At 51.7% G+C, this 22,462-nt stretch carries 11 protein-coding genes; 7 read left to right on the top strand and 4 right to left on the bottom strand.

Features of this window, described 5'->3' with window-relative positions:
- Positions 1-175 precede the first annotated feature (175 nt).
- Positions 176-2,449 carry a helix-turn-helix domain-containing protein gene (locus QZ311_RS04435; protein ID WP_297064507.1) on the top strand — a complete coding sequence of 758 codons (2,274 nt, stop codon included), beginning with the start codon at positions 176-178 and terminating at the stop codon, positions 2,447-2,449.
- A gap of 107 nt (positions 2,450-2,556) precedes the next feature.
- Here QZ311_RS04435 and QZ311_RS04430 read toward each other — a convergent pair whose 3' ends face one another.
- The 4 genes from QZ311_RS04430 to QZ311_RS04415 form a co-directional block, all read right to left on the bottom strand.
- Positions 2,557-5,187, bottom strand: coding sequence for a transglutaminase domain-containing protein (locus QZ311_RS04430; RefSeq protein ID WP_297064505.1), 2,631 nt, complete (start codon positions 5,185-5,187; stop codon positions 2,557-2,559).
- Between the two features lie 45 nt (positions 5,188-5,232).
- Positions 5,233-6,015, bottom strand: coding sequence for a copper homeostasis protein CutC (locus tag QZ311_RS04425; protein ID WP_297064502.1), 783 nt, complete (start codon positions 6,013-6,015; stop codon positions 5,233-5,235).
- Positions 6,016-6,025: 10 nt separating this feature from the next.
- Positions 6,026-7,342: an alpha-L-fucosidase gene (locus QZ311_RS04420; protein ID WP_297064499.1), complete on the bottom strand. Its 1,317-nt coding sequence runs from the start codon at positions 7,340-7,342 to the stop codon at positions 6,026-6,028.
- Positions 7,343-7,432: 90 nt separating this feature from the next.
- Positions 7,433-8,293, bottom strand: coding sequence for a helix-turn-helix transcriptional regulator (locus QZ311_RS04415; protein ID WP_297064496.1), 861 nt, complete (start codon positions 8,291-8,293; stop codon positions 7,433-7,435).
- A 167-nt stretch (positions 8,294-8,460) separates the two neighbouring features.
- On the opposite strand from QZ311_RS04415, the gene QZ311_RS04410 reads away from it, so the two are divergent.
- From QZ311_RS04410 to QZ311_RS04385, 6 genes are all read left to right on the top strand, one after another.
- Positions 8,461-9,003, top strand: a complete 543-nt coding sequence (locus tag QZ311_RS04410) for a GNAT family N-acetyltransferase (RefSeq protein ID WP_297064493.1) — start codon at positions 8,461-8,463, stop codon at positions 9,001-9,003.
- Between the two features lie 283 nt (positions 9,004-9,286).
- A complete protein-coding gene (locus QZ311_RS04405; RefSeq protein WP_297064490.1) occupies positions 9,287-11,374 on the top strand; it encodes a glycoside hydrolase family 127 protein in 2,088 nt (695 codons plus the stop codon).
- A 46-nt stretch (positions 11,375-11,420) separates the two neighbouring features.
- The gene (locus QZ311_RS04400) at positions 11,421-13,244 is read left to right on the top strand and encodes a right-handed parallel beta-helix repeat-containing protein (RefSeq protein WP_297064487.1); all 1,824 of its coding nucleotides are present in this window, start codon (positions 11,421-11,423) and stop codon (positions 13,242-13,244) included.
- A gap of 104 nt (positions 13,245-13,348) precedes the next feature.
- Positions 13,349-15,553 carry an amylo-alpha-1,6-glucosidase gene (locus tag QZ311_RS04395; protein WP_297064484.1) on the top strand — a complete coding sequence of 735 codons (2,205 nt, stop codon included), beginning with the start codon at positions 13,349-13,351 and terminating at the stop codon, positions 15,551-15,553.
- Positions 15,550-18,243 (top strand): glycoside hydrolase family 20 zincin-like fold domain-containing protein, encoded by a 2,694-nt coding sequence (locus QZ311_RS04390; protein WP_297064480.1) that lies wholly within the window; start codon positions 15,550-15,552, stop codon positions 18,241-18,243. The genes QZ311_RS04395 and QZ311_RS04390 overlap by 4 nt, the downstream gene beginning before the upstream one ends.
- A gap of 39 nt (positions 18,244-18,282) precedes the next feature.
- On the top strand, positions 18,283-22,458 hold the full coding sequence (locus tag QZ311_RS04385; protein ID WP_297064477.1) for a malectin domain-containing carbohydrate-binding protein: 4,176 nt from the start codon (positions 18,283-18,285) through the stop codon (positions 22,456-22,458).
- Positions 22,459-22,462 lie beyond the last annotated feature (4 nt).

The following is a 22,462-nucleotide window of genomic DNA, read 5'->3' as shown; positions in this document are numbered from 1 at the left end:
AGGTTTGGTGTTGGATGCTGTTAGAAAATTCTTGTTGATTCTAATGATGCAAAGTTATGGTATCTTGGTCCGATGATGGCTGAAAATCGGGTCAAACGAGATGAAAATCGGGTCAAAAGTGACGTGAATCGGAAAAATTCGCTATCTTTGAATCAAAATAACCCTGATATCACCAATGATTTTCATGCGCTCCATCCTTATTACTGTACTCTTGACCGTTGGTTTCATATTGTCCGGTCAGGAACGGCTGACGGTGCGCTATGACGACCGCAGCGGACTTGCCTCAACCCTCGTTGGCGGAGGGGTGACGGACAGTTGCGGACTTCTGTGGCTTGCCACATGGAATGGTCTGAACTGTTATGACGGCTATGATTTCCATTGGGTCAAAATCCGTCCGGGCGACGGCGCATCGATTTCCACCAATCACCTGCGCGACATTCTGCTGTCGGAGCGAGGAAATATCATCTGCCGGACAGATGAAGGAATTCATGAATTTGACCTTTCGACATATACGTTTCATGACATTGAGCCACATGCCATTGACTCACTCCGTAAAGTGATGGGCCGTAAATGGCATGGGTTGACCGATAGGCAGGGCAACAGGTGGACGGCTGACCTCTACGGGCTATACAAGTGCTATTCACCGCATCATCCTGCACATGTGATTGAAGGAACAGAGGGCGGTCATCCGCGTTCGCTGCTCGTCGGTAATGACGGACGGTTATGGGTGGGGCTTCGCAAAAGTCGTGAGATAAGGGTATATTCTGAAGATGGAAGTCTGTCGCAGGTGATTCCTCTGCGTTCAGCGCCATATTGCATCTTCCAGACAGGGCAGGGCGATGTGTGGGTCGGTTGTAAGCCGGGTGCATTGTTTCGGATAGGGGGAGAGAGCATTACCGATAATGCTGTTTATGACATCAAGGAGGACCGTCAGGGGCGGCTTTGGGTCGCTACATTCGGTGAGGGAGTGAAATGTTGTCCTGACCCGCATGCCGACAGGCCGCATCTGTCGGAGTCTTTTGGCGGATGCAAGGTCAGGAAACTGCTTATCACCGAGGCCGGAAATCTTGTCGCCGCCACTGACGATGGGCTTATGATAGGGCATATTGACAGTCAGGACTATTCGAAGACACAATTGCGAAGTGTCCGTAGGGATGGCAACGATGCCGGAAGCCTGTGTTGTGATGCGACAATGAGTCTCGCTCAAGATGGGGCGGGAAACATATATGTCGGCACACGGAGTTCGGGAGTTGACGTTATAAGCGAGGAATCGCTTTTTTCCGAACATCCCGTGTTTGTCCATCTTAACCGTCAGGAGTCGACATTGCCGTCGGATGTCTGCAACGCAATGACTTTTGTCGCAGATACGCTGCTGATGATTGTCGGGAGCGACAATGTCATGGCCTATAATCCGCAATCGGGACAGACGGTGAATTTCGGCAATGCTTTTTGGGCTGACACCTGTCGGTTTGCGGAGACAACGCCTGTGATTCTTGAAGACGGAACTTGGGTTCTTGGCGCAGACGAGGGCGCATTTCAGGTCACTCCTCAGCAGGTCAATACCCGGGGCTATATTCCGCCTGTCGTGTTTACCACTCTCGCTGTAAACGGAGGCGCGGATGAATTTTGTCTTGCGCGGCGTAAGGTTGTCGAACTTCAGGCGTCTGAACGTAACGTCACGGTCGGTTTTGCAGCCATAGACTATGTTGACAATAGCGGAATTCTTTACCGTACACGTGTCGACGGTTCGCCTTGGACTCCGGCTGACCGCAATCGCAGTGTGACTCTTTTTAACATGTCGTCCGGGACACACGAACTTGAAGTCCAGTCTACCGACCGTTATGGACGCTGGGTTGAAAATACCGGTAGAATCTTGGTGACAGTCGAGCCGTATTGGCATGAGACATGGTGGGCGCGGACTCTTTTTGCCCTTTTGGCCATTGCGATAACAGGCGGTGGTGTAGCCATTTGGCTTTATGTCAGAAATGTGAGATTGCAACGTGCCGAGCTGTTTGACAAGTATATGGCTCTGCTCAATGAGCGTGATGCAACCGATGGAAGTGTTGAATGTCAGGAAGAGGAAATCCGGCCGATATCACCGGGTCAAAAAGCTGAGGACGCGGTCTTTCTCAACCGGGTGCGCCGCTACATAGAGGAGAATATCGCCAATCCCGACGCAAACATTGACGAGATGGCGGCGGCTGCCGCGTCCAGTCGTTCGACACTTAACCGTCACTTGCGGTCGCAACTTGGAGTTTCGGCTGCACAACTGCTGATCGAAGCCCGGATGCAGCGGGCCGACCAGCTGTTGCGAAGCAATGATATGCGTGACAGATCCGTGGCTGAAATTGCAGCTATGTGCGGCTATTCAGATGCCCGGTATTTTCAGAGGGTTTTCAAAAAAAGACATGGCATCGGACCGGCAGAATATAAAATGTCCTGTAAGTAGGGCAATCGGAGGATGTTTTGTAAAACTTCGGGTTAATCAATTTAAACTTCTGAACTATAGCGGCTTTTAGACTGCCTCTTGGATGATATTTCAGTGGAGGTGGGGAATCAGTCTATGCGGTGGAGGATGTCGGTGAGAGTTTCGCCGAGGCCGATGGTGTAGCCTTGTGAGAGGAATACCACGCGGTTGAATGTGTCGGCGATGATGAATATCGGACGTTCGGAGGTCGGGAGATTCAGGTTGGCGGTGACCTCACGGAGTATTGTGCCGTTGAGGTCTGTGCCGAGAACCACGTTTGACGGAAGCGACGGGAAGCGGCTCTTGTCGAAGCGCCCGGCTTCGTTTTCGTCGGCAAACAGAAGCACCATTTTGTTGCCTTGTTTCTCAAATTCGGCTGCAAGTGCTGAAATGTCGTTGAGGTTGTGGGCTGTCGGTTCGTGGTTTGGCTGGATGAGACCGAGTATGTAGTAGCCGCGTCCGGTCGTCGAGAGCAGGCTCTTGTCTGTGTCGGATTCGAGGTCGTGGTAGAGGTTTTCGGAATTGAACGAGCCGATTACCTGAACTTCGGTGCTGTCCTGACGGATTTTAAGTTGGCGTTCGGCTGTAGTTCCGGCATTTATGTTGAAAATGTCGACTCGTGCGAGCACACCGCCATCGGCCATGCGCTGGCCGGTGATGAGCGCATAGCGACCCTCGTCAAGTTCGAGGCCGTTGTCGGTGATGGATTTGTAAGTGTCGGTCTCCTCATATTCCAGCAGGCGGGGAAGTCCGTTTTCAATTTTCGACAGGGTGAACTGTGAGTAATATTTTGGATCTACGGTACGGCCTAAAGGTGTGAATGATAGAGCGAGCCGGCCTTTAGGGGTGGAGGGTGCAATGACTTCTTCAGCCAATTTTACGTCAATCCATTTGCCGTTGCCGTCGGCATATTGCGTTTTGCCTGTCACCGGGTCGATACGCGAGGGGATGCCCATGCTGCGTGCCGAGGCTACAAAGAATATGTCGAGAGAACGGCGGTCGGCCGTGCGTAGATTCCATACCGCCGCAGGCGACATCGGTATGCCGAGTTGATTCCAGACCGTATCGGTGGCAATGTTGTCGCGACACCATGCGACCCATGCCTGTGGGTTGGAGCGATAGTGGCGTGCATCCTCCTGTCGGATTTTTGAACGGAAAAATGCCTTGTATGGTGTCAAAGGCTCGTTTTCGACTCTCGGATTCATCACGTAGCGGTCAAAGAGAGGCGTGTCCGTGTCGGGGGTGGCGAGATGGTCGGCGAGTACTTCGGCCGATATGTCACGGCGGTCTTTCTCAGAAACAGCGAGGAGCAGACGCAGGGCCTTGTTGCGCTGATTTGCAGGAATATCTGTCAGAAATTTGCTGATGTTTGAGTGGTTGCCGCGTGATTGTGTCAGGATTTCCGTAGTCTTGTTCTTGTCAATGCCGAGGCGTTCGGCCAAGGCTGATGCGCTTTCGGGCGTGGCGAATGTGGCTACGTAGGCCATGCGGATGGAGTCCTCTTTGGCTGTCAGGCGGTCGTTGTGGCTACGCTGTTCCGGGGTGGGCGAGGGGAGCGAGGCCGATGCGGCAGGCGGTGTGATGTCCAGTTCGAGAGTACCGGTCCAGTCGGAATTCTTGTCAAGTATGATTTCCTGCACATTTTTGTCTGAGCCTTCGGCTTTGGCTATGCCGAAGTTTTTGCCGTCAGAAGCCCAGATGACGAAGTCGCCGATGCCTCCTTTGAGGCTTGCGTGTCCGTTGGAATCGGATTTTTTGACGGCTACGGGATAGAATTCGGCATAATTATAGAGCGAGAAGTTGACCGTGGCGTTCTCGACCGGACGTCCGTCGATGTTTTTTACGATGACATTGACCGTGCGTGTCGGGGCATAGTTTTCTGTCACATTTATAATAGTGGTGGTCGGTTTGCGCTCGAGCACTTCCTCCGGCCCATCGTAACGGCCGAAAACCTTGGTGTTCATGAGCATTCCGCGCGATGCCGGAGAGTTGAACCATGCGAGGTTTAATATTGGTTCAGGTTCGCACGCCCCGATGAAATACCATTTTCCGTTTGCCCAAGCCTCTACCCAAGCGTGGTTGTCGTCAGTATGTGCCCAGCGCGGAGTGTAGACCTGACGCGCGGGGATGCCGACCGAGCGCAGTGCTGCCACAGTGAATGTCGATTCCTCTCCGCAGCGTCCGATGGCCTGACTGACGGTGCTGAGCGGATTGCTTGTGCGTGCGTCCGATGGCTGGTAGGTGGCTTTTTCATGACACCAGTGGTTGACTTCGAGTATGGCTTCCTTCATGCTCAGGCCTTTCACGCGGTCTTTCAGCTCTTCATAGAAAGCAGGACGCGAGAGGTCGAGGCTTTCGTTGTTGACACGTACCGGCAGCACAAAGTGGTGGAACTCTCTCTCTGGGACGGTCTTGCCCCACGGCATCTCATCGGCGGCGCGGAGCGACGAGCGGACGTTGGTGAGGAAAAATTCAGGCGTGTAGCCGTTGCGGTCGGCAAGCACCATGTAGGCATAGAGAAATTTCATGGCTTCCTCTTCGTCGGCACTAAGCCGGGCTGATGAGAGCCAGCGGTTTATCGATTCGTCGCCTATAGAGGCCTCTTTGGAGTTGAAATCGCTGCTGACAATCGGGTCGACAGGCTTTGGGGTCGCGAAGGATGTAATCGGAGACGCACCGGCAGCCGCCAGAAGCATTGAAAATATGATTTTTGTGTTCATGATGTCAGAAAGGTATTGTTTGAGAATGGCGGTTGGAAGGTCGCGTCATTCGGAAATCACTTTTATTATTTCTGCGACAATTCCGGCGTTTGTTACCTGACGCGAGTACTCGTCGCGGTCGGGGACGCCCATGCTGACAGCGTCGCGCCGGAAGTGCATCCCGCTTCCGACTGTGGTCTTGGCGGAGGCATGGAGTTCTGTCACCCCGGATGCAGAAAGAATTTCACGGGCATTTTTCGGCGTGACTCCTCCTCCGGCAAGGATGATGATGCGGCCGTCGGCCTGTCGGTTGAGTTTTCTGAGTGTTTCAGCTCCTTCGAGAGCCGAAGGGGCAAGCCCGGAGGTGAGTATGCGGTCGCAGCCGAGTGCGATTATGTCTTCGAGGGCTTTGTAAGGGTCGCGACAGAGGTCAAAGGCGCGGTGGAAGGTGACTGAACGTCCCTCGGCAGCTTTGATGAGACGTCGGCAGGCCGTGGTGTCGATAGCCCCGTCGGTGGTGAGAGCTCCGATGACCACTCCGTGTGCTCCGGCGCTGACAGCCTGTCGGATGTCTGTTTCCATTATGCTTATTTCGTCCTCGTCATAGAGGAAATCGCCTCCGCGCGGACGTATGAGTACATGGACGGTCTGTATGCCCGAACCGACGGCACGGGCGATTAGTCCGGCCGACGGTGTGACACCTCCTTCTGACAGAGCGCTGCAAAGCTCGATGCGTCGCGCCCCTCCGGCTATGGCCGCATGGACGCTGGCGATGTCTCCGCAGCAGACTTCGAGCAGTGGAGATGTCTCTGATGTGGTTGTGTCCGTGTTGTTGATTGTCTCGCTCATTTGCTGTCGGTTATTTCAGCTCAAGTTCAATGATGTGGTCAATGCTTTCGGGAAGAGAGTCGAGATGAAGAGTGATGCCGTCGGCATTTTTGGAGAATTTCACTTTCGAGCCGTCGGCAAAGTTTACGGCTTTCTTGATTTTCAGGTCGGCAGGGAGAAGAATGTCCGTCGACGAGGGGGTGAGAAGATGTACGAAAAGCCGTGACCCCTTGGCGGTACATGTGCCCCATTCCTGAGCCGGGAACGGCCCGGCCGAAGTGCCATAGATGGTTTCGCCGTTAACACGCATCCATTTGCCCATCTCTCTGAGACGGTCGAGAGAGGCTGCCGGAAGCTCGCCATTTGGCTGCGGGCCTATGTTCAGGAGCAGGTTTGCCCCCATTCCGGCTGTTTTCACGAGATAGTGGATGAGCGTGCGCGTGTCTTTGTAGTTGGTGTCTTCGATTTTGTAGCCCCACATTCCGTTCATCGTATTGCATGTTTCGAGTGGCAGACGGCTGATTGCCTGCCCGGAAAGCCCGGCAGTGTTTTCGCCCGGAAGGTCTCGTTCGAAAATCTGAATGTCTTCGCCTTCAAACGGTGTCTGGTGATGGTTGTTGCCGATAAGACATGCAGGTTGCAGCTCGTGGATCATGCGGTATTGCTCAGGGAGTTCCCAGTCAAACGGAGTCTTGTCTTCGTCATGGTCCCACCATCCGTCGAACCACACTGCGCGTATCGGACCGTAGTTCGTCAGTAGCTCGCGCAGCTGACGGTTCATAAACGCATAGTAGTGAGGCCAGTCTGCCTTGAGAGAGTCTTTGCCTGTGGTCCTGCCTGTGCGTCCCCACGGATAGTCGTCGCGTGTCCAGTCAATATGTGAATAATAAAGGTGGAGTTTGACGTCCTGACGCCGGCATTCGTCAGAAAGCTCCTTGAGCACATCGCGCTTGAATGGTGTCGCATCTACTATATTATAGTCCGATTCGGCGGTGTGGAACATTGAAAAGCCATCGTGGTGGCGTGTAGTGAAACATATGTAGCGTGCTCCCGAATCCTTTATCGCCGAGATCCATGCGGCAGCATCGAAGTCGGCCGGGTAGAACCCTTTGGCCGCTTTGGCATATTCGTCGGCTTTTGGACCATAGTTGAGATACCATTCTCCACGGGCAAACATGCTGTAGATGCCCCAGTGGATGAAGATGCCGAAACGGTCGGCTGCGAATTCATTACGTGAATTCATGACTTCGGCCGAAGGAGTGTATGTCACATCAGTCCCTGCTGCCGACAGCTGTATCTGGCACAACGCTGTCAGCAGGCATGATATTAGAATAATGGTGCGTTTCATTCTGATTGGTTTGAGCTGGTGATGTCGGTTGGCGTAAAATTAAGAATATTTTTGGAATGAAACAAGAACGTAGCCGGATTGACGACAAAATCAAGACGTTTCCAACCTCTGTATTGGTTTCTGAGTCAGATTTTCGGCTGTCAGTCTCTTTCTTTCGGTTTTATATTCGGTCAGTGCCATCCCTGTGGTACGCTTGAAAAATCGGCACATATATGACGGGTCAGTGAAGTTCAGATGGTCGGCGATCTCACTGACTGTCATGTCGGTTGTCAGCAACAGTTTTTTTATTTCAGCGACGACTTGGCGCTCTATGAGGCTTTTAGGCGTTTCGTTGAGGAAGCTGCGGGTTATCTGGGAAAGATAGGCCGGGGTCACGCAAAGCCGGCTGGCGTAGTATGTCACTTCGCGTCTGGTCTTATAGTGCCTGCATATTAGTTCCCATAGTTCCCAGCACAGATTTTCTTTTCTGCTGAAACGGTCGGTAGCAGAGTCGTCGGCCATACGGTTTGACAGCCTTCCTGACATATACAGGAAAAAAATCTGGAAGTGATTGCATACAAGCTGATATCTGAGTGGCGGATTTGACCGTGAGGCAAACAGTGCGATGTCAAGCCATGACGTGAGTGCGGCTCTGTCGTCGGCATTCAGATTGAACACAGGATTAAGGGCGAGAAACGAAAACAATCGTCCCGGAAGTTTATGGCCTATCTCTGAGGCCAGCTCCTTGTCGATGAGAAAACACACAAGTCTGAAATCGTCGGATGCCTTTGTGAAGATTGTGAGAGAATCTTCGTAGAGCACCATGAAGTCTGATGGAGTAAGTTCATACTCCTTAAGGTTCACGCTGACATTTGCATTACCGTCCGTACACACGAACAATGAAAGGTATGGCAGTTTCTGCGGATGGCTGTCGAGCATGTCGGCGCGTATTTCGGTGATTGTGATTTCCATTTGGTGAAGTGTGTGTAAAAGTCCCGGTTTTGAGTGCAAACATACGAAAAATACTTTTATAAAAGTCGTGTCGGTTAAAGAAAGTACCGATAAGGCTTCGGTTTTTCCAGTCATCAAGGGTTGGAAAATTGTAATTTTGCACCGGTTTATAAAACATTGAAAATAATATGATATTAAAAACAGAAAGACTGACTCTGCGTCCTTGGCATGAGTCGGATGCCGGAAGCTTGTTTAAATATGCCAAAGATGAAAGGGTAGGGACTGTGGCAGGGTGGCCTCCTCACAGAAGCGAGGAGGAGAGCCTTGATGTAATCAGGAACATTTTCTCTCAGGACGGGGTGTTTGCAATCACGCTTAACGGAGAGGATGAGGCTATAGGCTGTGTCGGGTTGATATGTGGCGCGAAAAGCAATTTTCCTTTGCCTGACAGTGAGGGCGAAATCTCTTATTGGCTCGGAGTGCCACACTGGGGCGCAGGCATTGTCCCGGAGGCAGTGAAAGAAATTATTGGATATGCTTTCGGCGAGCTTGGGCTCAAGGCTCTCTGGTGTGGCTATTTCGATGGAAACGAACAGTCGCGCAAAGTGCAGGAAAAATGTGGATTCGTCTATCATCATACATCCCCGGAGGTCTATTGTTGCGCGACGGAAAGGTATAAGACGGAACATGTCACCTGCCTGACATACGAGGACTGGATGTTTATGAAATAATTTAATTTTTGTAATTGACAGGAATAGGAATTGACGGATGGCACGTTCTTGTATATTAATATATATGTATAGGGACGGCTTTGCGGCGGTGTGGCAGGAGATTTCGGCCGCATTGACGTGCCTTATCTGCTGATAGATATGAAAGTCTTGATATTTGTGGAATATTGATAGTGAAAAGCGGCTACTTATTGTAAAATTTAAATTAAAAGAGGCCGAAAGTTGGAAGTATGATATTATTTCTTTAACTTTGTAATCTCAATTCTTACATCTAATCCAACTATTTATGTTTCATAGATTTAATACCATTGTTTCCTGTGCGGCGATTTCATTGAGCGCATTTGCCCAAGGGGGTGGACTTACTGACATGTCAGAAAGCAAGCATGCAGTTATGGTAAATACTCCGATCGGTTCTGTAAAATGGACCGGAGGTTTCTGGGGTGAGCGTTTCGATGTCTATAGCGGGACATCCCTGCAAAGCATGTGGGAAACATGGGCCAATCCTGATGTTTCACACGGTTTCCGTAATTTCGAAATAGCAGCCGGCACATGTGAAGGCGAGCACTGGGGCCCTCCTTTCCATGACGGCGATATGTATAAATGGCTTGAGGCTGTGGCTGCTGTTTATGCGGTCAACAAAGACCCCAAGCTCGATGCCTTGATGGATAAGTTCATCGAGCAGGTTGTCAAGGCGCAGCGTGCCGACGGATATATCCACACTCCTGTCATCATCGACGAGCGCAACCGTGGGGTGGATACGCATGCCCATCACAAGGAGCAGACCGTCATCGGCACTAAGGTCGGAAGCGAGGACGAGAAGGGTGCGTTTGCAAACCGTCTGAATTTCGAAACCTATAACCTCGGTCACCTCATGATGGCCGGTATCATCCATAAGAGAGCTACCGGAAAGACCACTCTGTTTGATGCGGCGGTAAAGGCCACGGATTTTCTGTGTAATTTCTATGAAACAGCTTCTGCCGAACTTGCACGCAATGCAATCTGTCCGTCACACTACATGGGTGTGGTGGAAATGTATCGCGAGACAGGCAATCCGCGTTATCTCGACCTTGCAAACAATCTCATCAACATCCGTGGGCTCGTGGAGAACGGAACTGACGACAATCAGGACCGCATACCTTTCCGCGACCAATATAACGCGATGGGTCATGCTGTCCGCGCCAACTATCTCTATGCCGGTGTGGCCGATCTCTATGCCGAGACCGGCGAGGAGCAGCTTATGAAGAATCTCACAAGCATCTGGAACGACATTGTGAACCGCAAGATGTATGTCACCGGTGCATGTGGCGCTCTCTACGACGGAACTTCGCCCGACGGAACATGCTATGAGCCTGACAGCATACAGAAGGTACACCAGAGCTACGGCCGTCCCTATCAGCTCCCCAACAGCACCGCCCACAACGAGACCTGTGCGAATATCGGCAATATGCTTTTCAACTGGCGAATGCTCGAGGCTACAGGCGATGCCAAGTATGCCGACATTGTGGAGACCGCTCTCTACAACAGTGTGCTCAGCGGTGTCAGCCTTGACGGAAAGCGCTACTTCTATACAAATCCGCTCCGCATGAGCGATGATCTGCCTTACACACTCCGTTGGCCGAAGACACGCGAGGAATACATCAGCTGTTTCTGCTGTCCGCCCAACACGCTCCGCACAATCTGCGAGGCTCAGAATTATGCCTATACTGTAAACGACAGCACACTTTGGTTCAATCTCTACGGTGACAGCGAGCTCCGCACATCTCTCGGCAAGAAACGTCCTCTTGTCGTGACCCAGCACACAGGCTATCCCTATGACGGAAAAGTGGTCATAAATCTCGTTGAAGTGCCCAAGAAGCAGAAACTCGCACTCAAACTCCGCGTCCCGTCGTGGTGTGACAATGCGACCGTGGCTGTAAATGGTGTCAAGGAAGATGTCAAAGTCACCCCCGACAGCTATATCACTCTTGACCGTACATGGAAGCCCGGCGATGAGGTGACTTTCGATATGGAAATGAAGACAAAGCTTCTTGAATCGAATCCGCTCGTCGAGGAAACACGCAACCATACCGCTGTCAAGCGCGGTCCGCTCGTGTATTGCCTTGAAGGAATCGACATTGAAGGCGGCAAGGCTCTTGACGATATACTCATTCCGGCCGATGCCAAGTTTACAACCAAGGACATCACTATCGACGGAAGCCGCATGACCGCCCTTGAGACCGAAGCACGTCTCGTCGACGGCGGTGACTGGACCGGCAAGCTCTATCGTGAGGTCGGAAGCGCGGACAAGAAGGTCAAAGTGACGCTCATCCCTTATTTTGCATGGGGCAACCGCGACAAGTCTGAAATGAGTGTATGGCTTCCGCTCGCACGCTAATGAAGCCGTTTTGACTTTTCCATTTTTCACATTTCGAACCAACAACATGAGAAAAACAATAATGGCAGTGGGGCTTGTCCTCACTGCATTCTCACTTTCAGCTGCCGATGTCTATGTGTCGCCTAACGGTAACGATGCCAACGACGGAAGCAAAAACTCACCGAAGGCAACTCTGACTTCTGCGCTGCGTCAGGCCCGCGAAATGCGACGTCAGGCCGTCGAGGGGGTTGAATCAGGAATCACTATCCATATGGCTTCCGGTGTATATGACGTATATGAGCCGGTGTTCATCCGTCCTGAAGACAGTGGCACTCCTTCGTCGCCGACAGTCATCACTTCCGACGGAGGCGCATGGCTCAGCGGAGGAGTCAGAATTGACGGCTGGAAGCGTCAGGGCAAACTGCTTGTTGCCGATGTCCCCCAGTTCAACGGCCGTCCTCTGGATTTCCGTCAGCTTTATGTAAATGGAAAGAAGGCTGTGCGTGCCCGCGATGTCGAGGATTTCGAGAAAATGTATCGTATCCTTAACAACGATCCTGCCAACGAGGTGCTCTGGGTTCCGGCTGAGGCGGTGAAGAAAATTGTCAAGTCGCCCTATGCCGAAATGGTTCTTCACGAAATGTGGTGTGTAGCCAACCTGCGCATCAAGTCAATCGACATTCAAGGCGACAGCGCTGCCGTGAGATTCCATAATCCCGAAAGCCGTATTCAGTTCGAACATCCGTGGCCACGCCCGATGGTGACTACCGACGGCCATAATTCGGCCTTCTACCTGACCAATGCCAAGGAGCTGCTTGATGTGCCCGGCGAGTGGTATCATGACATTGATACACGCAAACTTTATTACTATCCTCTCCCCGGCGAGACTGTGGCCGAAGCCGTTGTCCCTGCTGTGGAGACACTCATGAATATCGAAGGCACTCTTGACCGCAGGGTGGAGAATGTCAGGATTGAAAATATCGGTTTTGAATACACCACATGGATGCGTCCGTCATTGAAAGGACATGTCCCCCTGCAGGCCGGCATGTATATGACAGACGGCTACAAGATTAAACCTAAAATGGAGCGTCCGCAAAACCACAAGCTTGACAATCAGGGCTGGCTTGGCCGTCCTGATGCAGCCGTCGTGGTCAAGGGCGCTAATGATGTCGATTTCCTCAAATGCCGTTTCGAGCATCTCGGGTCTTCCGGCCTTGACTATGAGTGGGGGACAGAAGGCGGACTCATTGAAGGATGTCTGTTCCGCGACATTGCAGGAAACGGAATCGTTGTCGGCAGCTTCAGTCCGGCATCCCACGAAACCCACCTGCCTTATGATCCGGCTGACGGCCGTGAGGTCTGTGCCGACCTTACAATCGCCAACAACCTTATTACCGATGTCACCAATGAGGACTGGGGCACTCTCGGCATCTGTGCAGGATATGTCAAGGGAATCAATATCGAACACAACGAAATCAACGATGTGTCGTATAGCGGCATCAATCTCGGATGGGGATGGACACGCACTGTCAACTGCATGCGCAACAACCGTGTGCACGCCAATCTCATCCACCACTATGCCAAGCATATGTATGACGTGGCCGGAGTCTATACCCTCGGTTCGCAGCCTCACAGCTGGGTGACTGAAAACTGCGTGCGTGACATCTATGTCCCCGGCTATGCTCATGACCCTCACCACTGGTTTTATCTCTACACGGACGAAGGCTCGTCGTTCATCAATGTGAAGGACAACTGGACTGAGGGCGAGAAGTATTTACAGAATGCCAACGGCCCGGGTAACGTGTGGGAAAATAACGGACCTGCCGTGGACGAGTCAATCCGTCAGAATGCAGGACTTACGAAAGATTTCCAGTACCTGAAATCGCTTTGATGCGAAATCTCATCACACCACCACAACGTTTTAACTCTTAAACATAAATCCATCATCACATAGGCTGCTATGATTCATAGCACCTTAAATCACATTAAGCATACATGAAAAAGAAAGTGTCGACCCTCCTTGCCGCAGCGGCTTTTGGCCTTGCAGCTTCGGCTCAGACATGGATATGGTATCCCGGCGATTACGAGATATGGCTCGGAAACCGTATGAACAACAACCGAACCGAACGCGGGGCATTTTTCCCTCCGTTCTGGAAGACAGACAGCCATTTTGTCACTGTCGAGTTCAGCAAGGACCTTGATTTGCCCGAAGCCGAGGAAATAACAATCAAGGCCGAGGGTAAATATAACGTGAAGCTCGACGGTAAGCTCCAGTTCGGACAGCCATCGACATTTCTTATTCCGGCCGGAAAGCACAAGCTTAATATAAAGGTGTGGAATCAGTCGACCCCACCTGCAATCTATGTCAAAGGCAAGACTGTCAACTCCGATCCTACATGGAAGGTCACAAACGAGGACAAAGAGTGGATTGACGAGAGCGGTAAGGCCAGCGACACATCCGCGACGGTCTATGCTCTGGCCGGCTACTGGGACTTCGACGATGTGGACAATCCTCCGTCGGCCTATAGCCTGAGTCTCACACCGATGGACTATGTTGCAGTCGAGCAGAAGACTGCCGACGGCGGAAAGCTCTATGATTTCGGAAAGGAAACATTCGGACGCATAGTGCTTAAGCAGCCTGTCGGCAACGGTGTCGTGAACATATATTATGGTGAAAGCCCCGAAGAGGCTCTTGACCTCGAACATTGCGAGACGCTTGATAAAATTATGTTTGCCAATGGGGAGGCTGTTGACCTTGCCACCAATGTCGGCCGTAAAAATGCAGGCGACTATACGCTTGACAACACCAAGGCGTTCCGCTATGTCTACGTTGCGCCTGAGGCCGGGGTCAATGTCGGCGATGTAGCCATGCTCTATGAGTATGCGCCTGTGGAATATCGCGGCAAATTCAAGTGCAGCGATCCGGAGCTTAACAAGATATGGGACGTCGGCGCATATACGATGCACCTCACGACACGCGAATTCTTTATCGACGGCATCAAGCGTGACCGTTGGGTGTGGAGCGGCGACGCTGTGCAGAGCTATCTGATGAACTACTATCTGTTCTTTGACAGCCCGACCGTGAAGCGCACCACACGTCTGCTCCGTGGTAAAGATCCGGTCACCGCACATATCAACACCATCATGGACTATACGCTCTATTGGTTCAACGGCATCTATGACTACTATCTCTACACCGGCGACGAGGCTTTTGTCAAGGAAATCTATCCCAAGATGCAGAGCCTGATGGATTATGTGCTTGGCCGTACCAACAAGGACGGTATGCTTGAAGGCATGACAGGCGACTGGGTGTTTGTCGACTGGGCCGACTTTCCCATGAGCAAGCAGGGCGCACTGTCGTTTGAGCAGGTGTTGTTCTGCAAGAGCCTTGAAACCATGAAGATGTGTGCCGACATTGTAGGTGATAAGGCTGATGCCGCCAAGTATGGTCGTCTGGCCAAGGAGCTTCGCGACAAGCTCATCCCGACTTTCTGGGATGAGAAGCGTCAGGCGCTTGTCCATAATGTCGAGAACGGTAAGAAGAGCGAACAGGTCAATAAATTTGCCAACATGTTTGCCATCAACTATGGCTACTTCGATGAGCCAACGACCAAGTCGGTGATGGAAAACGTGATGCTCAATCCCGAAGTACCGGCAATCACCACCCCCTATATGCGTTTCTATGAACTGGAATCACTCTGTGATCAGGGGCTTCAGAAACAGGTGCTCAAAGAGATGAAGGACTATTGGGGTGGAATGCTCCGCGAGGGTGCTACTTCTTTCTGGGAAAAATATAATCCGTCGGATTCAGGAACGCAGCATCTTGCCATGTATGGTCGTCCATTTGGCAAGAGTCTTTGTCACGCATGGGGTGCGAGCCCGATTTATCTGATCGGAAAATATTATCTTGGTGTCAAGCCTTTAGAGCCGGGCTACAAGGAATTTTCAATCACACCGGAGCTCGGTGGCCTGAAATGGATGGAGGGTACTGTCCCCACGCCCAACGGTGAAATCACGCTTTATGTAAACGACAAGGAAATCAAGGTCAAAGCCACCGAAGGTAAGGGCTATATCAACTTCAGGTCGAAGTCGCAGCCCAAGTCGGACTATGGAACGATTGAAAAGACAGGCGACAAGAGCTATCGCCTATATATAGATACAGATAAAGAAATAACAATCAAATATAAGGAATTAGGATGAACAGATTTTTGAAATATATGCTGGTGGCTGTGGCAGCTGCCATATTGTGGAGTTGTGAAAGCCGTAAGAACATCGCGCTTCAATATCCCGAAGATGCGTCAAACCGTGTGAAATTTGCTGCTGAACACCTCACCGGAGTGCTTGAAAGCAAGGGCTATCGTGTCATTGGAGTCGATGAGGCCGCTGAAGGCGAGAAAATAATCCGTCTTTCGGAAGCCACCGACAGTGTAGGACCGAAGGAAGGTTTCACAATCAGCTCGGCAGACAATATAATCGAGGTCAAGGGTAATGACGGTTCAGGTGTGATCTACGGCTGCCGTGAGCTTGCCGACCGTCTGGAGATGGACGGCTCATTTGACAATCTGCCTGCTGAATTCACGGATGCACCCGAGATGGTGCTTCGCGGTGCTTGTGTCGGTGTGCAGAAACCTTATCTGCTCCCCGGCCGCAGTGTCTACGAATATCCCTATACCCCCGAGAATTTCCCGTGGTTCTATGACAAGGAGCTGTGGATCAAGTATCTCGATATGCTGGTGGCCAACCGCATGAACTCGCTCTATCTCTGGAACGGACATCCTTTTGCATCGCTTGTAAAGCTTGAGGACTATCCATTTGCAGTCGAGGTCGACGACGAGACTTTCAAAAAGAACGAAGAGATGTTCTCGTTCCTCACCACCGAGGCCGACAAGCGTGGTATATTCGTGATTCAGATGTTCTACAACATTCTGCTCTCGAAGCCTTTCGCCGAGCACTACGGCCTTAAGACTCAGGACCGCAACCGCCCCATCACACCGCTTGTGAGTGACTATACACGCAAGAGCGTGGCCGCGTTTATCGAAAAATATCCCAATGTCGGTCTGCTCGTCTGTCTGGGCGAGGCTATGGATACGTATGATGATGACGTTGAATGGTTTACGAAGACAATCATCCCCGGTGTCAAGGACGGTCTTGCCAAACTCGGACGTGAGGATGAACCCCCTGTGCTCCTTCGCGCACATGATACTGACTGCAAGGCCGTTATGGATGCGGCTCTTCCGCTCTACAAGAATCTCTACACCATGCACAAGTATAATGGTGAATCGCTTACCACTTATGAACCCCGCGGTCCGTGGACAGAAATCCATCGCGGTCTGAGCTCGCTCGGCAGTGTGCATATCAGCAACGTACATATTCTCGCCAATCTCGAACCGTGGCGCTGGAGTTCACCCGATTTCACTCAGAAGGCTGTGACAGCCATGCACGATGTGCATGGTGCGAATGCTCTCCATCTCTATCCTCAGGCATCTTATTGGGATTGGCCTTATTCGGCAGACAGCATAGCCGGAGGCGAGCGAAAGCTTCAGCTTGTCCGCGACAGTACTTGGTATGAAGGCTGGGGACGCTACGCTTGGAACTGCCGTCGCGACCGTGAGGATGAAATCAAATACTGGAATCACCGTTTTGCACGCACCTATGGTCTGAGCGACGACAAGGGTGGGGCAATCCGCACCGCATTCGAGGAGTCGGGTGAAATCGCACCCAAACTCCTGCGCCGTTTCGGCATCACAGAGGGCAACCGCCAGACACTCCTGCTCGGTATGTTCATGAGCCAGCTTGTCAATCCCTACAAATACACCATCTATCCCGGTTTCTACGAGAGCTGTGGCCCTGAAGGCGAGAAACTTATTGAATTTGTGGAGCGTGAGCACAAGGGTGAGTCGCATGTCGGCGAACTGCCTCTTGATATCACCGCCCAGTGTGTCGAACACGGTGACAAGGCTGTGGCTGCGATTGAGACCGTAGGTAAGGTAAAATCAAACGGCGCTGAATTCGAGCGTCTTGTCAACGATATGAACTGCTACCGCACATTCGCCTACTTCTTTGACCGTAAGGTAAAAGCTGCCCAGCAGGTGCTTAACTATCAGTGGACAAAGGATTTGAAATATCTTGACGCGGCTGTGCCTCTGCTCGAGGAAAGTCTTGAACACTACAAAAAACTTGTCGGTCTGACAGAAGGTACTTATCTGTATGCCAACAGTATGCAGACCACCATGCGCCGTATCCCCATCGCCGGAGACGACGGTAAGAACAAGACATGGGGCGAGCTGCTTGTCCACTATCAGGCTGAGCTTGAAAATTTCAAGAATAACATAGCTATGCTCAAAGACAAGGCCGCCGGTAAGATATCTACCGAAGATGTAGCCATAAAGTCACTGAACAATGCAGCTGTCAAATTCAACGGACAGTGGAATCGCACACGCCTCGACGAAGGAGCTGTGTTGCTCGCAAATATGCCTGAAGCTAAGATTGTCGGGCTTGCTCCCGAGCTCAAGGGTCTGACAGCCTTCACAGTCAATGGCGACGTGCAGCGCAAGGACGGAACTACGATTGATTTTGAATGCTCTGAGCCGGTTAAGCTTCTTGTTGCCTACTTCAAGGATGACCAGAAAAAGTATGCCAAAGCTCCGAAACTTGAAACCGATGCCACAGCAAACGAATATGGTCAGGCAGAACCGGTGCTCACCAATGCCATCCATCTTGACAAGATGCCTCTGGCCAATGTTCATGCCTATAATTTCGAAGCAGGCAGCCATTCGCTCAATCTTCCGAAAGGCTATGCGCTTGTGCTCGGTATGACTTCAGATAAAATCAGCCCGAGAAATGTCGCGCTCGCAGGTGCTGACGAGGCTATGGACTGGCTGTTCTATTAAAAATACTAAATTTGGATATTTGAAACTCAATCCCCCTACATGAAACGACTGTTTTTAATAATCACCGCTGCCATTGCTTGTTGGTCGGTTATAAGCGCTCAGCGCCATGTGAGTCAGGACCGCATGGCCGACGTGTATCGCGAGGCGCGTACTCCGTATAAATACGGGCTTGTGGTAGCTCCGACCGACAATAACCATAAAATCGACTGCCCGACAGTGTTCCGCGAAGGAGATAAGTGGTACATGACCTATGTCGTCTACAACGGACGCAGCGGTCAGGACGGTCGCGGATATGAGACATGGATTGCCGAGAGCGACAATCTGCTCGAATGGAAGACCCTCGGACGGATTCTTGCCTATTCCGATACCGGCTGGGACCGCAATCAGCGCGGCGGTTTTCCCGGTCTCATAGACATGAAATGGGGTGGCAGCTACAATATCAATCGTTATAAAGGAAAATGCTGGATGACCTACATCGGAGGCGAGGGGACAGGCTATGAAGCTGTCAATGCTCCGCTCGCCGTAGGTCTGGCATGGACAAAGGGTAGCCCGGCAACGGCTCATGAATGGAACACGTTTGACAAGCCGATTATCTCGATAAACGACAAAGACGTGCAGTGGTGGGAAGCCCTGACGGAATATAAGAGCACCATATATGAAGATCCGGACAAGACACTCGGTTCGCGTTTCATCATGTATTACAACGCCGGAGGAGTCAATCCAGAAACCAAAATGAAGGGTGAGCGCATCGGCATAGCTTTGTCTGACAACATGACAAAATGGCGTCGCTATGCCGGAAATCCGGTGTTTACACACGAGGCTCAGGGCACTATCACAGGCGATGCACAGATTGTCAGGATGGGCGATGTGTATGTGATGTTCTATTTCTCGGCCTTTAATCCGTCGCGCCCGTATAAGGCGTTCAATACATTCGCATGCAGCTATGACCTTGTCACATGGGATGACTGGGAAGGAGACGACCTGATTTACCCTACAAAGCAGTTTGACGAACTGTTTGCTCATAAGAGCTATCTTGTGAAGCATGACGGAGTGGTGTATCATTTCTACTGTGCTGTCAACAATGCCGATCAGCGTGGTATCGCGGTTGCCACGAGCAAGCCAATGGGACGCTCGGCCGTGCGTTTTCCTGAACGTCCCGCCACAGGCCGTCGCGGTCATGTGAGTCTCAACAAGGGTTGGTCGACATGGCTTAACGACGACAAGGCTTCGGCAAAGACTGTCGATATTCCTCACAACTGGGATGATTATTATGGCTACCGCCAGCTGACCCACGGCAATCTGCACGGCAATGCAGGATATGTCAAGGAGTTCGACATGGCAGAACGTGTGGCCGGAAAACGTTATTTCATAAACCTTGAAGGTGTCGGCTCGTATGCCAACGTCAAAATCAACGGTCATGACCTCGGTCGTCATCCCTCGGGACGTACATCACTGACTTTTGATGTGACCGACTACATTAATTTCGGAGGTAAAAACACTCTTGAAATCATCGCGGAGCATCCTGAGATGATTGCCGACATGCCTTGGGTGTGTGGCGGATGTTCGTCGGAATGGGGATTCAGCGAGGGATCGCAGCCCTTAGGCATTTTCCGTCCGGTGGAGATTGAAATCACCGACGAAGTGCGTGTCGAACCTTTCGGCGTACACGTATGGAACAATGCAGCGTGTGACTCGGTGTTTATCGAGACCGAATTGAAAAACTATAGCTCAAAGCCGGCCGAATTTGATTTCATAAGCAAATTCAGCAATGCGGATGGCCGTCAGATATTCCGTCTTACCGACAAAATGACACTTGCACCGGGTGAAAGCAAGGTTGTGAAGCAGGCTTCTCCGATTGAGAGCGCGAGCCTGTGGAGCCCCGACAGCCCCTATCTCTATAAATTGGCAACAATGGTCAAGCGCAACGGTAAGACCACCGAGGAAGTGACCACACCCTATGGTATCCGCAATTTCTCGTGGCCGGTCAAGCGCAACGACGGCGACGGTCGCTTCTTCATCAATGGTAAGCCCGTGTTTATCAACGGTGTGTGTGAATACGAGCATCAGTTCGGTGCTTCACATGCCTTCAGCGACGAGCAGATTGAGGCCCGTGTCAAGCAGATTAAGAATGCCGGTTTCAACTCTGTGCGCGATGCCCACCAGCCCCACAATCTCCGTTATCAGGAGTACTGGGACAAGGAAGGCATACTCTTCTGGCCTCAGTTCTCGGCTCATATATGGTATGACACCCCCGAATTCCGCGAAAACTTCAAGACACTGCTGCGCCAGTGGGTGAAGGAGCGCAGAAATTCGCCCTCAGTGGTGATGTGGGGATTGCAGAACGAAAGCACTCTACCGCGTGATTTCGCACAGGAGTGTGCCGACATCATCCGTGAAATGGACCCAATGGCTCGCGACATGCGTGTGATTACCACCTGCAACGGCGGTGAGGGTACGGATTGGAACGTTATTCAGAACTGGAGTGGCACTTATGGTGGCGATGTATTTAAATACAACGAGGAACTCGCGCGTCAGAACCAGCTCCTTAACGGAGAATACGGCGCTTGGCGCACGCTCGGCTTCCATACTGAACCCGGTGAATTCCAGCCCAACGGCCCGTGGAGCGAGGAACGCATGACTCAGCTCATGGAAACTAAAATCCGACTGGCCGAGCAGGCTCGCGACAGTGTGTGTGGCCACTATCAGTGGATTTTCAGCAGCCATGACAATCCCGGCCGCCGTCAGCCGGACGAGGCCTACCGTAAGATTGACAAGGTTGGTCCGTTTAACTACAAGGGCATTGTCAGCCCGTGGGAAGAACCGGCCGATGTATATTATATGTATAAGGCAAACTATGTGGATGCGGCGACAGATCCGTTTGTCTACATAGCGTCACACACTTGGCCCGACCGTTTCAAATCGCCACGCAAGGCGACCATCGAGGTCTACAGCAACTGTGACTCGGTTCAGCTCTTCAACGACGCTCTCGATGCCAACTATCTCGGTGCGTGCGCGAAGGGAGGAATCGGTACTCACATGACATGGAAGGATGTCGATGTGCGTTGCAATGTGCTCCGTGCTGTCGCTTATCATAAGGGAGAAAAAGTTGCAGAAGACTTAATCGTGCTCGATAATCTTGAGGCCGCCCCCAACTTTGAGGCTCTCCGCTCGCCGGGGTCAACCGCTTTGAAAGGTGCTGAGGGATATAACTACGTATATCGCATCAACTGTGGCGGTGACGGCTATACCGATGAATTCGGTCAGAACTGGATTGCCGACGACACTACCTGCTCACGCTCGTGGGCACAGGATTTCAAAGGTCTGTCTCCATATCTCGCGAGCCAGCGTGTCACCTATGATCCTATTGCCGGGACAAATGACTGGGCACTTTTGCAGAGTTTCCGTTTCGGCCGTCACAAACTGTCGTATAACCTGCCTCTTCCTGACGGACGTTACAGGGTCGAACTCTATTTCATCGAGCCTTGGCACGGAACCGGTGGGGGAGAAGGCGCTGACTGCGAAGGACTGCGCATCTTTGATGTTGCAATCAATGATTCAACAGTCATTGATGACCTCGACATATGGGCTGAGGCCGGTCACGACAAGCTGCTGAAAAAGGTGGTCGACTGCAATGTCACCAACGGCATGCTCACCATTGATTTCCCTGAAGTCAAGGCCGGTCAGGCGGTGCTTTCGGCTATCGCTGTTGCGACACTTGACCGGACAGTAAACATCCCTGTCACTCTTCAGGCTTCACACTGGAGCTGGAAGGCAGCAGACCGGGATGTCATCGAGAAAATGCCTGCCGAAATGCTTCCAAAAGACGAAAATGCACGTGCTGCGGTCACTTATGAAGCTGAGGACGCAAAGTGTGAAGGCAAGTATCAGGTCAAGGAGTTCAAGAAACAGAACGGTGTGTTCTTCTCTGGCAAAGGAAGCATCGAATGGACAATTTCGACAGGTCTCGCACAGGTCTATGCCCTCCGTTTCAAGTTTATGAACACCAACAAGCAGGCCGTGGCTGTAAATCTCAAGCTCATCGCTCCCAACGGAGCTGTGCTCAAGGATGACACCATCAATCTCCCCGACACACCTGAGAAATGGCGTATGCTCAGCACCACCACCGGCGGATATATCAACGCCGGAACATATAAAGTGATAGTCTCTGCCACAGATCTGAGCGGTGTGGCTTTTGACTCATTGGAAATACAGTAAGACA

This window comes from uncultured Duncaniella sp. (genome assembly GCF_910578445.1).
Classification (GTDB): Bacteria; Bacteroidota; Bacteroidia; order Bacteroidales; family Muribaculaceae; genus Duncaniella.
The sequence above is the reverse complement of the archived record's forward strand: the minus strand, read 5'-3'. Positions and strand labels throughout refer to the sequence as shown.

Bases quoted from the DNA above. Each gene is read 5' to 3' on its own strand.
- QZ311_RS04435 (WP_297064507.1), top strand. From the start codon at position 176: ATGATTTTCATGCGCTCCATCCTTATTACTGTACTCTTGACCGTTGGT.
- QZ311_RS04430 (WP_297064505.1), bottom strand. From the start codon at position 5,187: ATGAACACAAAAATCATATTTTCAATGCTTCTGGCGGCTGCCGGTGCG.
- QZ311_RS04425 (WP_297064502.1), bottom strand. From the start codon at position 6,015: ATGAGCGAGACAATCAACAACACGGACACAACCACATCAGAGACATCT.
- QZ311_RS04420 (WP_297064499.1), bottom strand. From the start codon at position 7,342: ATGAAACGCACCATTATTCTAATATCATGCCTGCTGACAGCGTTGTGC.
- QZ311_RS04415 (WP_297064496.1), bottom strand. From the start codon at position 8,293: ATGGAAATCACAATCACCGAAATACGCGCCGACATGCTCGACAGCCAT.
- QZ311_RS04410 (WP_297064493.1), top strand. From the start codon at position 8,461: ATGATATTAAAAACAGAAAGACTGACTCTGCGTCCTTGGCATGAGTCG.
- QZ311_RS04405 (WP_297064490.1), top strand. From the start codon at position 9,287: ATGTTTCATAGATTTAATACCATTGTTTCCTGTGCGGCGATTTCATTG.
- QZ311_RS04400 (WP_297064487.1), top strand. From the start codon at position 11,421: ATGAGAAAAACAATAATGGCAGTGGGGCTTGTCCTCACTGCATTCTCA.
- QZ311_RS04395 (WP_297064484.1), top strand. From the start codon at position 13,349: ATGAAAAAGAAAGTGTCGACCCTCCTTGCCGCAGCGGCTTTTGGCCTT.
- QZ311_RS04390 (WP_297064480.1), top strand. From the start codon at position 15,550: ATGAACAGATTTTTGAAATATATGCTGGTGGCTGTGGCAGCTGCCATA.
- QZ311_RS04385 (WP_297064477.1), top strand. From the start codon at position 18,283: ATGAAACGACTGTTTTTAATAATCACCGCTGCCATTGCTTGTTGGTCG.